The organism is Gaiella sp., from assembly GCF_035558935.1.
GTDB lineage: Bacteria > Actinomycetota > Thermoleophilia > Gaiellales > Gaiellaceae > Gaiella.
Genome location: NZ_DATMBZ010000081.1, coordinates 1 through 12,225, shown reverse-complemented (window position 1 = coordinate 12,225; position 12,225 = coordinate 1). Strand labels below are relative to the sequence as shown.

11 protein-coding genes are annotated in these 12,225 nt (G+C 71.5%); 7 read left to right on the top strand and 4 right to left on the bottom strand.

Going from position 1 to position 12,225, the window contains the following annotated elements; translation table 11 throughout:
- Positions 1–1,417, bottom strand: a 1,417-nt coding sequence (locus VNM44_RS08210; protein WP_325624851.1) for an aldehyde dehydrogenase family protein, incomplete at its 3' end; no start/stop codon positions are given.
- A 345-nt stretch (positions 1,418–1,762) separates the two neighbouring features.
- On the opposite strand from VNM44_RS08210, the gene VNM44_RS08205 reads away from it, so the two are divergent.
- The 7 genes from VNM44_RS08205 to VNM44_RS08175 are packed head-to-tail and all read left to right on the top strand — an operon-like array spanning position 1,763 to position 8,247.
- Positions 1,763–3,076 (top strand): ABC transporter substrate-binding protein, encoded by a 1,314-nt coding sequence (locus tag VNM44_RS08205; RefSeq protein ID WP_325624849.1) that lies wholly within the window; start codon positions 1,763–1,765, stop codon positions 3,074–3,076.
- Positions 3,077–3,115: 39 nt separating this feature from the next.
- Complete coding sequence (locus VNM44_RS08200) at positions 3,116–4,045, top strand: branched-chain amino acid ABC transporter permease (protein WP_325624846.1); 930 nt, start codon at positions 3,116–3,118, stop codon at positions 4,043–4,045.
- A gap of 24 nt (positions 4,046–4,069) precedes the next feature.
- The gene (locus VNM44_RS08195) at positions 4,070–5,155 is read left to right on the top strand and encodes a branched-chain amino acid ABC transporter permease (protein ID WP_325624844.1); all 1,086 of its coding nucleotides are present in this window, start codon (positions 4,070–4,072) and stop codon (positions 5,153–5,155) included.
- Positions 5,152–5,868: an ABC transporter ATP-binding protein gene (locus VNM44_RS08190; RefSeq protein WP_325624842.1), complete on the top strand. Its 717-nt coding sequence runs from the start codon at positions 5,152–5,154 to the stop codon at positions 5,866–5,868. The genes VNM44_RS08195 and VNM44_RS08190 overlap by 4 nt, the downstream gene beginning before the upstream one ends.
- Positions 5,865–6,641: an ABC transporter ATP-binding protein gene (locus VNM44_RS08185; protein ID WP_325624839.1), complete on the top strand. Its 777-nt coding sequence runs from the start codon at positions 5,865–5,867 to the stop codon at positions 6,639–6,641. Before VNM44_RS08190 ends, VNM44_RS08185 begins: the two co-directional genes overlap by 4 nt.
- 17 nt (positions 6,642–6,658) lie before the next feature.
- On the top strand, positions 6,659–6,808 hold the full coding sequence (locus VNM44_RS08180; RefSeq protein WP_325624837.1) for a hypothetical protein: 150 nt from the start codon (positions 6,659–6,661) through the stop codon (positions 6,806–6,808).
- Positions 6,805–8,247 (top strand): amidase, encoded by a 1,443-nt coding sequence (locus tag VNM44_RS08175; protein WP_325624834.1) that lies wholly within the window; start codon positions 6,805–6,807, stop codon positions 8,245–8,247. The genes VNM44_RS08180 and VNM44_RS08175 overlap by 4 nt, the downstream gene beginning before the upstream one ends.
- On the opposite strand, the gene VNM44_RS08170 is transcribed toward VNM44_RS08175, so the two are convergent.
- The 3 genes from VNM44_RS08170 to VNM44_RS08160 all read right to left on the bottom strand — a co-directional run.
- The gene (locus VNM44_RS08170; RefSeq protein WP_325624832.1) at positions 8,244–9,263 is read right to left on the bottom strand and encodes an NAD(P)-dependent alcohol dehydrogenase; all 1,020 of its coding nucleotides are present in this window, start codon (positions 9,261–9,263) and stop codon (positions 8,244–8,246) included. The genes VNM44_RS08175 and VNM44_RS08170 overlap by 4 nt on opposite strands.
- A 13-nt stretch (positions 9,264–9,276) precedes the next feature.
- Entirely contained in the window at positions 9,277–10,881 is a 1,605-nt protein-coding gene (locus tag VNM44_RS08165; protein ID WP_325624830.1) for a thiamine pyrophosphate-dependent enzyme, read from the bottom strand.
- Between the two features lie 101 nt (positions 10,882–10,982).
- Positions 10,983–12,225, bottom strand: a 1,243-nt coding sequence (locus tag VNM44_RS08160) for a hypothetical protein (protein ID WP_325624828.1), incomplete at its 5' end; no start/stop codon positions are given.

The window sequence follows — 12,225 nt, the reverse complement described above, 5'->3', positions numbered from 1 at the left end:
ACTCGTCGACCACGGCCTGGCCGCCGAAGCGGCCGAAGCCGCTGTCCTTGACCCCGCCGAAGGGCATCTGCGGCTCGTCGCCGACCGGCTGGTCGTTGACGTGCACGATGCCCGCGTCGATCGCCTGCGCGAGCGCCATGCCCCGCTCGACGTCGGTCGTGATGATCCCGGACGAGAGGCCGTACGGCGTCGCGTTCGCCCGCTCCACGGCCTCGTCGGGCGAGTCGACGATCTCGATCGCCGCGACCGGACCGAAGGTCTCGATGTTCGCGAACTCCGAGTCGGCCGGCACGTCGGCGAGCAGCGTCGGCTGGAAGCACGGCCCTTCGGCGCTGCCGCCGGCGAGGATGCGGGCGCCGCTCGCAACCGCAGCGTCGACCCGCGACGTGATCGTCTCGAGCGCCTCGGGGTTGATGACCGGCCCGATGATCGTGTCGTGCTCCGAGGGATCGCCGACCTTGAGGCCGCGCGTCTTGTCGGCGAGCCGCGACACGAACTCGTCCGCGATCGACCGCTCGACGATGATCCGCCGGGCGGACATGCAGATCTGCCCCTGATGGAGGAACGCCCCGAAGGTCGTGGCGTCGACCGCGTACTCGAGGTCGGCGTCCGCGAGGACGATCAGCGGGTTGTAGCCGCCGAGCTCGAGCACCATCCGCTTCAGCTGCCTGCCGGCCGCCTCGGCGAGCTTCCGGCCCGTCGCGGTCGAGCCGGTGAAGTTGAGCCGACGCACGTGCGGGCTCTCGATCAGCTCGTCGCCGACGCCCTGGGCCTCGCCGGGCGCGTGAGTGACGATGTTCAGCACGCCGGCCGGGAGACCGGCTTCCGCGAAGACCTCCCCCCAGAGCAGGCCGCCGACCTGCGGCGACCACTCGGACGGCTTCAGGACGACGGTGTTGCCGAGCGCCAGAGGCGCGGAGATCGCGCGCGCGGAGAGGATGAGCGCCGCGTTCCAGGGCGCGATCGCGCCGACCACGCCGACCGGGCGGCGGATCCCCATGGCGAAGGCGCCCGTGTCGGAGGGAATCACCTCGCCGAGCGGCGCGTACGCGAGCGCGGCCGCCTGGCGAAAGAGGCCGGGAACGAAGTGCATCTGGAACATGCCGAAGCCGAAAGTGCAGCCCGTCTCGCGGGCGAGCATCGCGACGACCTCGTCCTGCCGCGACTCGAGCACGTCGGCCGCCTCGAGGAAGACGCCCTGCCTCACGGCCGGCGGGGTCTGCGACCACTCCGGGAACGCCGCAGCGGCGGCCTCGACCGCCTTGCGTGCGTCGGCTCGTGTCCCCGCCGCGACCTCCGAGACGACGTCGCCGCTCCAGGGGTCGCGGTTCTCGAACGTCGCACCCCCTTCGGCCTCGACGAACTCGCCTCCGATGAACAGCTTCGTGTCGATGCCGGTCTCGGTCTGGGTGCTCATCCTGGTCTCCTTTCCCGCTCGACCCGACCGCCGTCGCGCCGGATCGCCACCGGCGCAGTGTTCCATTCGTCAAGACACTAGTCTAGTATCCGGGACGTGAGAGAGGGAGACGGTGGCGCCGAGCGGGCGTCCGAGGGCCCGCACACCGCTGTCGCGCGCGCCCTGGCTCGCGTGGTCCCCGTCGCCCCGAGCATCGCTGGCCGGATCCCGCCCGTGGCCGCACACGCGGGACGCACGCCGAGGCGAGGAGGGCGCGCGTGACGAGACCCTGAGGCGTTGCGCGGCCGGTGGTCGGTCGCGACGTTCGGTCAAACGAGGCTCGAGACACCCCAAATGGAGGGATCCATGAGATCGACGAAGACGATCATCGGCGTCCTGGCCGCAAGCTGCGTCCTGGCGCTGATGGTGACCGGCTGGGCAACCGGTGCCGGCGACAAGACGACGGCGACGGTCGGCTCGGGCAAGGCGTCCGCGACGAAGTCCGTCTGCGGCCTCGGCACGGGCAAGAAGGCGACGGGCAGGCCGATCAAGATCGGCGGGATCGGGATGCTGATCCCGGGCGTCGACTTCACGACGATCGGCAAGGTCGCGAAGGCGTACTTCGACTGCGTCAACGACAACGGCGGGATCCACGGCCGGCCCGTGCAGTACATCCTCTACAACGAGCAGCTCAACCCCGCCCAGCAGGCGGCGCTCGCACGCAAGCTCGTGGAGAGCGACAAGGTCGTCGGCGTCGTCGGCAACACGAGCTTCACCGAGTGCGGCACCAACTGGAAGTACTACAAGGCGAAGGGGTTCGTCGTGATCGGCGCGGGCGTGCAGGCGGAGTGCTTCGGGACGCCGTCCATCGTCGAGGTGAACATGGGCCCGCGCTACTCGAACATCGGGGCGGCGCAGGCGCTCGTCCGCGCGGGTGCCAAGTCGATCGTCGTCGCGTCGCCCTCGACGATCGCCGCATATGCGGACGGCGGCGCGATCAAGGTCGCCCAGGCAGCGGGCATCCCGGGGAAGAGCGTCCCGGTCACCCTGCCGGTGACGGACGCGAACACGATCGTCCAGCAGCTCTACCAGGCCGCGGGCCCGGGCGGCGGGATCATCCTCGACTTCACCCCGGACACGGCGCCGGCGCTCATGAAGGCCGCGGAGGCACAGGGCCTGATCGACAAGGTGAAGTGGGGCTCGTCCACGCCGATCGCCAACACGTTCATGGCGGGCCAGTTCGGCAAGTGGGACGGAAAGCTCTACATCAACTCCGAGTTCGGCCTGCTCGACCCCTCGCAGGGGCCCGACACCCGGCTGATGCTCGACGTGCTCAAGAAGTACACGAAGATCGACCCCCAGGCCTTCGCGCAGATGGGCTTCATGGCCGGCAAGTTCTCCACGATCGCCCTTCTCAACGTCAAGGGCCCGGTCACGGCGAAGTCGTACAACGCCTCCGTCCGGAAGCTGAAGAACATCAAGACCGACATGATCTGCAAGCCGTGGTACGTGGGGAACGCGCTGCCGTACCACATCCCGAACAACTGGGACATCACGGTCGACTACAAGGGCGGCAAGGTCGTCCTCAAGGAGAAGTGCTTCGCGATCGCTCCGGTCGACAAGGAAGTCGCCCAGACCCGCGTCTGGGAGAAGAAGTTCAAGCTCAACACCGGGAAGTAGCGATCGATCCGGTGGAGATCAGGGTGCCACGAGGTCAGCATGGATAGCGTCGTCGCCTTTGCCGTGTTCGGCGTCGACTGGGAGTTCTTCAAGCCCTACATCGTGCTGGGCCTCGCGCTCGGGGGCGTGTACGCGCTCTCCGGCGTCGGCATCGTCGTGCTCTACCAGGCGACCGGCGTCCTGAACCTCGCGTTCGGGGCGATCGGCGCCGCGGGCGCCCTGATCGCCTACTGGATGATCAACCACACGAGCTGGCCGCATTGGCTCGCGTACGTCACCTGCGTCGCGTTCGGCGGGGTCGTCAACCTCGCCTACGGGCTGTTCTTCGGCCCCGCCTTCGCGGCGCGTGACCCGCTCGTCAAGATGATGGGGACGCTCGGGCTCGCCTTGATCCTGCTCGGGCTCATGGCCTGGCGGGCACCCGTGGGCGGCGCGTTCGCCCGGTTCCTCCCGCTTCCGAGCTCGAGCCACACCTTCACCGTCTTCGGCGCGTTCGTGAACTGGACGCAGGTGATCGCGCTCGTGTTCGCAATCGCGCTGACCGTCGTGACGACGGCGTTCCTCCGCTACACGAACCTCGGGACCGCCTACCGCGCAATCGCGAACGACCGGGAGATCACGGCGACGCTCGGCGTGCCGGTCCGCCGGGTCGAGGCGTCGGCCTGGTTCGGCTCGGGTCTCGTCGCAGGCGCCGCGGGGCTCCTCCTCCCCGACCTGCTCACGTCGCTCGACTACGCGGCGCTGACCTTCCTCGTCATCGCCGCGCTCGCCGCGGCGCTCATCGGCAGGCTCCAGTCGCTCTGGGTGACACTGCTCGGCGGGCTCGCGGTCGGCCTCGCGCAGGCCCTCTTCGCGCCGTACGCGTCGATCACCCAGTATCGATCCGCGGCGCCGTTCGTACTCGCGATCGTCGCGCTCCTCTGGCTCTCACGCCGTCGCGTCGTCACCATCACGCGGACGGCGCGCTAGATGAGTCTCTCCACGGGCCCGTAGATGAGCGTGACCCCCTCACCGGGCCAGGACACGGCCGCCGCGGCGCGCGCCGCGCTGACGCTCGACCGGGGGACGGCCGTCCGCGTCGTCGCCATCGCCGCGTTCCTCGCGATCGCGCTCTTCGCCCTGCCCACGATCGGGGCGGACTGGACGACGACCTTCACGAGTGTCGCGATCTACTCGATCATCACGCTCGGCCTCGGGATCCTGTACGGCCGCGTCGGGCTCATCTCGCTCGGCCAGGTCGCGCTCCTCGTGATCGGCGTCTGGACCGCGACGCGCCTCAACTTCGCCACCGGCCTCTCCTTCCCGCTGGTCCTCCTCCTGAGCGGCCTGATCACGTGCGCGATCGGCGTGTTGATCGGGCTGCCCGCGATCCGCCTGTCCGGCCTCCACCTCGCCCTGATCACGCTGATGGCCGCCGGTGCGGTGAACGTCGTCTTGGTCGCAATCAACTTCCCGAACGGCGGCGGCGGCTTCACAGGGCGGACGAGCACGCCCGATCTCTCGGGCCTCCAGGCCGTTCGGCGCCCGTCGATCGCAGAGGGCGACACCGCGTACTACAGGTACGTCGTGGTCGTCGCCGCGCTCGTCTTCCTCGTCGCGCTGCTCCACGTCCGGAGCAAGCCCGGGCGTGCCTGGGCGGCGATCAGGGAGAGCGAGCCGGCCGCGCTCGCGGCCGGCGTGAACGTCGTCTTCTACAAGCTGTGGGCCTTCGCGCTCGCCTCGTTCATGGCGGGCGTCGCGGGCGCGCTGCTCGCTGCGCAGGTGGGTCAGCCAACCGCCCAGTCGTTCCAGACGCAAGACTCGCTGACGCTCCTCGCCGTAACGCTGATCGGCGGGATCTACAGCCTCTGGGGCGCCGTCGTCGCCGGCTGCTTCAGCCAGCTCCTCCCGTTTCTCTTCCAGGTGCAGTGGGGCTTCAATCCGAACTTCGTGTTGATCCTCTTCGGCGCAGGGTTGCTCCAGGTGTTGCTGACCGCGCCCGGTGGACTGGCGCAGCAGTTCCCCAAGGACATGGCCAGCCTCGGCCGCCTCGCGTGGCGGGGTGTCGGCAAGGTGACGGGCCGCGGAGGCCGGACGTGATCGAGGTCGACGGCCTCACCGTCCGCTTCGCGGGCGTCACCCCGATCGACGGGATGAACGTGACGTTTCCCGGCGGCACCTGCGGGCTGATCGGTCCGAACGGCGCAGGCAAGACGACCTTCTTCAACGTCCTCTCCGGATTCGTGAAGCCTGCCGCGGGCTCGATCCGGGCGTTCGGCGAGGACATCCTGAGGATGGCCGACTACCGGCGGGCTCGCTGGGGCCTGCGGAGGACGTTCCAGACCGAGCAGGCGATCGAGCAGCTCTCTGTCTTCGACAACGTCGCGATGATCTACGAGCACTCGGGCGTCAAGGGTGCGGGCAAGCGAGCCGAGGTGCAGGCGGCGATCGACTTCGTCGGGCTCGAGACACCCCCGCGGGCGCGGGTGGGCGGCCTCGGAGCGCGGGAACGACGCCTCGTGGAGGTCGCGCGCGCGGTCGTGGGAAGCCCACGGGTCGTCCTTCTCGACGAGCCGGCCGCCGGCCTGCCGGAGGAGGAGACGGAGCACCTGCGCCGCGTGATCCAGGCGATCCCCGGTCAGTTCGGCGCCCTCGTCGTGCTCGTCGACCACGACATGAGCCTCGTACGGGCCTGCTGCGAGACGACCGCCGTGCTCGACTTCGGGAAGCTGATCGCCTCCGGCCCGACGGCCGAGGTGCTGAGAGACGAGAACGTCATCCGCGCCTACCTCGGCACAGAGGACGTCGCGTGAGCGCGGCCGCACCCGGGAGGCAGACGGCGAGTCTGACGTTCGCGGACATCTCGGTCGCGCGCGGCGGGCGACCCGTGCTCCGCAGCGTCTCGATCACCATCCCGCCGGGCGAGGTCACCGCGCTGCTCGGGCCGAACGGCGCCGGGAAGTCGACCCTCGTGCTCGCGGTCGGCGGGGTGCTCCGCTCCACCTCCGGCAGCGTGAAGCTCGGCGACGCCGACCTGACCCGGCGCCGTCCGGAGCAGATCCGCGCGGCCGGCGTCGCGATCGTCCCCGAGGGACGCCAGCTGCTCCCCAACCTCACCGTCGAGGAGAACCTGCGCGTCGCGACGTACGCGCTGCGCCGGGACGAGGCCCGCGACGGAATCGCCCACGCGCTCGAGCTGTTCCCCGAGCTCGAGAAGCGCTGGCGCATCGCGGCGCGCTCCCTGTCGGGCGGCGAGCAGCAGATGGTCGTGCTCGCGCAGGCGCTCGTCTCTCGGCCGAAGTACGTGCTCGTCGACGAGCTCTCCCTCGGCCTCGCCCCGGTCGTCGTCCAGCGGCTCGTCGTCACGCTCGAGTCGGTTGCCGCGAGCGGAGTCGGGGTGCTTCTCATCGAGCAGTTCGCACACGTCGCGCTGGGCCTCGCCCAGACTGCGTACGTGCTCGAGCGGGGCAGGATCCACTACCACGGCACCGCCCGGCGGCTCCGGGACGAGCCGGAGCTCCTCCAGTCGGCGTATCTGCTGCGCGAGGTCGACCCCGGCGGCGAGACGCTGGAGACGCTCTCGTAGGCGACACAGGGATCGATGTGAGCGCCGTCGAGACCGTCCACGGGCCCGTCGCCGCGGCCAGCCTCGGCCCGACGCTCGCCCACGAGCACGTACTCGTGATGCAGCTCGACGAGTTGCTCGTCGACAAGCCGCGTCGCATCTTCGCCTCCGGCCCGGCGGGCTCGTGACCGACCTCGCACGGCTCGGCGTCGTCGAGCTGTCGGGGGTGCTCCAGCGCCGCGAGGCCTCGGCGTCCGAGGTCGCGGCCATCCTGCTCGAGCGCATCCGGAACGTCGACGGGACGCACAGCCACGAGGGAGACTCCGGGTCGATCAACGCCTGGGTGCGCGTCTACGAGGAGGACGCGCTCGCAGCCGCCGCCCGGGCCGACGAGCGGCTGAGCGAGGCGGGTGTGCGGCGTGACGGGCCAGCGCCGGCGCTGACAGGTGTGCCGATCGGCCTCAAGGACCTCTACGCCGTCGCCGGGAAGCCCGTGACCGCGTCCAGCACGCTCCTCCACGACGTGCCGACGGAGGACTGCGATCCATGGAGGCGGCTCTCCGAAGCCGGGATGGTGCTCCTCGGGCACCTCCACACGCACGAGTTCGCCGCGGGCGGGACGACCGACCAGGTCGGCAGCCCGTGGGCGCTCGACCGCTCCGCCGGAGGGTCGAGCGGCGGCTCGGGTGCCGCGCTCGCGGCACGGATGACGCCCGCCGCGACGGGAACCGACACCGCAGGCTCGCTGCGGATCCCTTCCGCGTGCTGCGGCACGTCGACGATCAAGCCGACGCGCGCGACGGTCTCGCTCGCCGGCGTCGTGCCGCTCTCGTGGAGCCTCGACCACGCCGGCCCGATGGCCCGGACGCTCGCCGACTGCGCCGTGCTCCTCGAGGCGATGGCCGGGCCGGACCGGCGCCGGGCGGAGAGCGCGCTGCACGCCTCGTGGGTGGAGACCGGCGGCCCGACGTCGTTGGAGGGATCGCGGGTCGCGGTGTCCCCTCGTCTCGGCTCGGTCGACCTCGACCCCGACGTCGCGGCCGGCTTCGAGCGCGCGCTCGAGGAATGCCGCAGGCTCGGCGCGACGATCGTGGAGCCGCCGTCGCCGGGCCTTCCCGATGCCGTCGGCCAGGACTTCGTCGACGTCCTGACGACGGAGATGCTCGTCTACCACCGCCGCTTCGACGCCGCGCGGGACGCCTACCGGCCGTCGCTGCGCGAGTGGGTCGAGACCGGCGAGCGCCGGGCGATGTCCGGCGAGGAGTACGTGGCCGCGCAGGAGCGGCGAAAGGAAGCAACCGGTGCGTGGTCCGCCTGGCTCGCGGAGCACCGCGTCGACGCACTGCTCGAGCCCACGATTCCCGTCGTCGCCCCGCTGCGCGGCGAGGGCTACGACCACGCCGGCACGGACTACGCGCTCATCTCGCTCACGCACCTGTGGGACTGGACGGGGCTCCCCGTCGCGGCGATCCCTTCCGGCGTGGGCGGACGGACGGGGCTCCCCGTCGGCGTGTCGCTCGTCGGGCCGGCGGGAACCGACGGGCGGCTCCTCGCGCTCGGCGTCGCGCTCCAGGCGGAGCTCGGAATCCCCGAGCCGCCCGGTCTCGGGCTCTGGCTCCGCGCTTAGGGCACGAGCACGGCGCGGCCGGTGACGTCGCCTTCGCGGAGCTTGTCGAGGACGTCGTTCACCGCGTCGAGCGGGTGTACCTCGCTCTTCAGCACGAGCCGGCCGGCCGCGTGGAGCTGGAGCAGCTCCCAGAGGTCGACCCAGCTCCCGACGAGGTTTCCGACGACGGAGTGCTCGCTCGCGATCATCACGACCGAGGGGATCGAGACGGTGCCGCCGTAGCCGATCACGGAGAACGTCCCTCCGCGCGCGAGCATCGCCGCCGCGGCGTCGTGGGTCTCCTGCGTCCCGACGAAGTCGAAGACGAGGTCGGCGCCGCGGCCTCCGGTGAGGTCGCTGACGGCATCGGCCGGAGCGTCCCCGTCGAGCACCTCGTCCGCGCCGAGCTCGCCGGCGAGGCTTCGCCGTCGCTCGTCGGTGTCGATCGCGATCAGGCGGCTCGAGCCGAGCTCGCGGAGCAGCTGGAGCGCGATGTGGCCGACGCCTCCCACGCCGATCAGGGCGGCCGTCGAGCCCGGGACCGCGAGGTGCGCGAGGCGCCGCACGGCGTGGTACGCCGTGAGGCCGGCGTCGGCGTGCGGGGCGACGTCCACCGGCTCGACGCCTGCCGGGAGGGGCAGCAGCGAGCGCTCGGAGACGAGCACGTACTCGGCGAACCCGCCGTCGACGGTCAACCCCGTGAAGTCGTGCCGCACGCAGTGCATGTCGTTCCCGCGGCGGCAGGCGACGCAGAGGCCGCAGCTGTAGGGCGGGTAGACGAGGACGGCGTCTCCGGGCGACACGGTCGTCACGCCGTCGCCGACGGCCTCCACCCACCCCGCGTTCTCGTGTCCGAGGACGAGCGGCAGCGTCACGCCCGCGGGCTCCATGAGGCCGTCGATCGCGTGAAGGTCGGTCGCGCAGACCCCCGCCGCGCCGACGCGGACGAGCACGTCGGTGTGACGCGCGGGCTCGGGAACGGGGCGGTCGACGAGCTCGAGCGGCCGGTGGTACTCCCGCATCAGTGCCGCCTTCATCTTCCCTCCTCCTTCATGGCGAGAAGCTTTCGTCGGGGGCGACGACCACCTCCAGGAGCAAAGGCTCGTTCCGGTCGACGAGGCCCGGGACGACGTCGTCGAGGACGCGCAGCAGTTCGTCATGCTCCGCAACGGTCTGTGCGGGGCAGCCGAAAGCGCGCGCGAGCCCCGCGACGTCGACGTGGAAGCCCGGCCAGGGCGGGGAGCCGCCCTGCTGCTCGGCGAGGCGGTCCATCACCGCGTAGCCGCCGTTCGACAGCACCACGAAGACCGCTCCCGCGCCGTAGCGCGCGGCGCTCCAGAGAGCCTGGATCGCGTAGAGCGACGACCCGTCGCCGACGAAGGCCACGACCGGCCGGTCGGGGCACGCGAGCCGGATGCCGGTCGCCGCCGGAAAGGCGAACCCGAGACCTCCCATCGCCGGGCTGAGCAGGCCGAGCGGCTCGCGCGCCGGCAGCCGCGCGAGCAGCTCCGGGCGGTTCGACGGGCTCTCCTCGAAGAGGACGGCGTTGCGCGGCAGCCGCTCGGCAAAGGCTGCGAAGACGTGGCCGGCCCGCAGCGGCTCCCCGGGAGACGGCGGCCCGGGCGCGGGCGGCGGTACGAACGCCTCGACCGCTGCTCCGTCACGCGGTCGCACGACCCGCGCCAGCTCCGCGCAGACGGCTGCCGGAGCCGCGAGCACCGCGAGCTCGGCGGCGCTGCGGTGCACCTCGGCCGGGTCGCGGCTGACCATCGCGACCCGGGTCCCGGGCTCCGTGAACGGCCCCGGCGCGTAGGCGTACTGGCGGAACGCGGGCGCACCGACGGCGAGGACGACGTCGTACGCCGCCAGCCTCTCACGGAGGCGCGGCCGATCGGCCGGCAGGTGACCTGCGAACAGCGGGTGGTCCTGCGGGAAACCCGCCCGGCCGCTGAACGACTCCTGCCAGACGGGGCAGGAGAGCCGCTCGGCGAGCGCAGCGAGGGCGTTCCATGTCTCGTCGTCGTCGGCCCCCGCGCCGACCACGAGCGCCGGACGCTCCGCGCCGTCGAGCAGCTCGGCGAGCTCGGCCACGAGCGCTGGATCGGCCCCCGCGGCGCGCACGACGCGACGCGGGGCCGCACGCTCCTCCGGCGCGCCGGCCTCGGCGTCCCAGTCGTCCATCGGAACGATGACGAGCGCCGGGCCGCGCCCCGTCACCGCCTCGTGATGAGCGCGGGCGATCGCCCCCGGGACCCCTTGCGCGTGCACCGGCTGGTCGACCCAGACCGGGTACTCGCCGGCGAGCCCCAGGAGCTTGCCCGCGAGAAACGGCTCGGCCGCGAGATGCCGCCGGTCCTGCTGGCCGACGAGCACGACGAGCGGCGCCCGGTTGACGCGTGCGGTGGCGAGCGCGCTGACCGCGTTCCCGAGGCCGGGGGTCGTGTGCAGGATCGCAAGCGCGGGCTCGCGACGGCCGAGCGCCCAGCCGGTCGCCATCCCCACGACCGAGCTCTCGTGGAGCCCCAGCACGAACCGGAGGTCGTCCGGCAGGTCGGAGAGGAGCGAGATCTCCGTCGAGCCGGGGTTCGCGAAGAGCGTGGTGAGCCCGTACTCGCGCAGGACGTCGAACGCGGCGTCACGCACGGTCGGAGCCACGTCGCTCACCCTAATCGGTCATGGCAGGAAGACGGATGACGCTGACCGCGCCCGGGCTCCGGGGCGTGGCTTCAGCCTCGCCCTCTTGCGTCCTCCGCCCGTCACACCTGCGCCGCCCGCCAGCTGTCGGGCGCGTACGTGCGGCGGACGACCTCCGTGTACGGCACCGGGCTGACGACCGCGCGCATCTCCGTCTGGACATGGCGCTCGATCGTGGGCTTGGTGGTGCCTCCCCCCTCCTCGCCCCACACGAACGTGACTTCGGTGCCCGGCTCGGCGTGCTCGGCGTCGAGCACCGCGAGCGTCAGCATCTTGCCCTCGTTGGCGCTATAGCCCACCCAGGTCGAGACTCCGACCGTCTCGCCGTCGACCGTGACGCGGTCGTAGGGATGCATCGAGTAGACCGCGGACGGCCAGTCGACGAACTTGGCGCGGTCCCTCGCTCCGAGCATCGTTCCGACCGTGCGGAGGACGTCGTCGTCCTCGAGCGCGAGCGTGACCTTGTGGCGATGGTCGTCGCCGGCCATGCGCTCGAGCGCCTCGCGCCCGACGAAGTCGTGGTCGAACTTGACGTAACCGCCGTAGCCGAGATCCCAGGGCGTGAAGTAGTACTCCTCGATCGAGCTGCCGACGAAACTCCCGCCGATGGACGCGGAGCCCTCGTACCCGGCGGCAGGAAGCCACTCGCGGTAGGCCCGCAGCGAGTCGCCGGTGTAGATCGCCGGAAGCGGCGAGGGAATCCAGCCGGACTCCAGCGTGTTGGACGAATAGGCCCTGCCGCCGACCTGGCGCAGCCCGTGCTTCGCGCCCGACTCGACGATCGCCTCGCGCACGGGCGCCTCGTCCTCCCAGGGCCCGAACAGCTCCCACCCGGGCTGGCCGGCCATGCCGTGCCGCAGGGCACGCACGGTCTTGCCCGCGACCGTGACCGTCGTCATGTGGAAGAACTTGAGGTCGGGCGCCGGGCCGCCGAGGAGATCCTCGATCACGCCCATCGCGTTCGGCCCCTGCACCTGGAAGCGATAGGACCTGCGCCGGCCGTCCGTGCGCAGCGCCCAGCGCTGGTCGAGCTCGACCTGCACGTCGTACCCGCCCGTCTCGGCGTGGTAGGTGATCCAGTTGAGCGCGGGCGCTCGGCCGACGAGGTTGAAGCGATTCTCAGCGAGGTGGAAGAGGATCACGTCGCCGATCACGTAGCCCTCGGGCGTGCAGGGGACGAAGTGCTTCGCCCGGTCGACGCCGAAGCCCTCGAAGCTGTTGACCGCCAGGTGTGAGAGGAGCGCCGTGGCGTCCGGCCCCTCCACCGCCAGGTCGGCCATGTGGTACGACTGGTTGTAGAGCACG

Excerpts from the sequence above, each read along its gene's own strand:
- VNM44_RS08205 (WP_325624849.1), top strand. The coding sequence starts at position 1,763 with ATGAGATCGACGAAGACGATCATCGGCGTCCTGGCCGCAAGCTGCGTC.
- VNM44_RS08200 (WP_325624846.1), top strand. The coding sequence starts at position 3,116 with ATGGATAGCGTCGTCGCCTTTGCCGTGTTCGGCGTCGACTGGGAGTTC.
- VNM44_RS08195 (WP_325624844.1), top strand. The coding sequence starts at position 4,070 with ATGAGCGTGACCCCCTCACCGGGCCAGGACACGGCCGCCGCGGCGCGC.
- VNM44_RS08170 (WP_325624832.1), bottom strand. The coding sequence starts at position 9,263 with ATGAAGGCGGCACTGATGCGGGAGTACCACCGGCCGCTCGAGCTCGTC.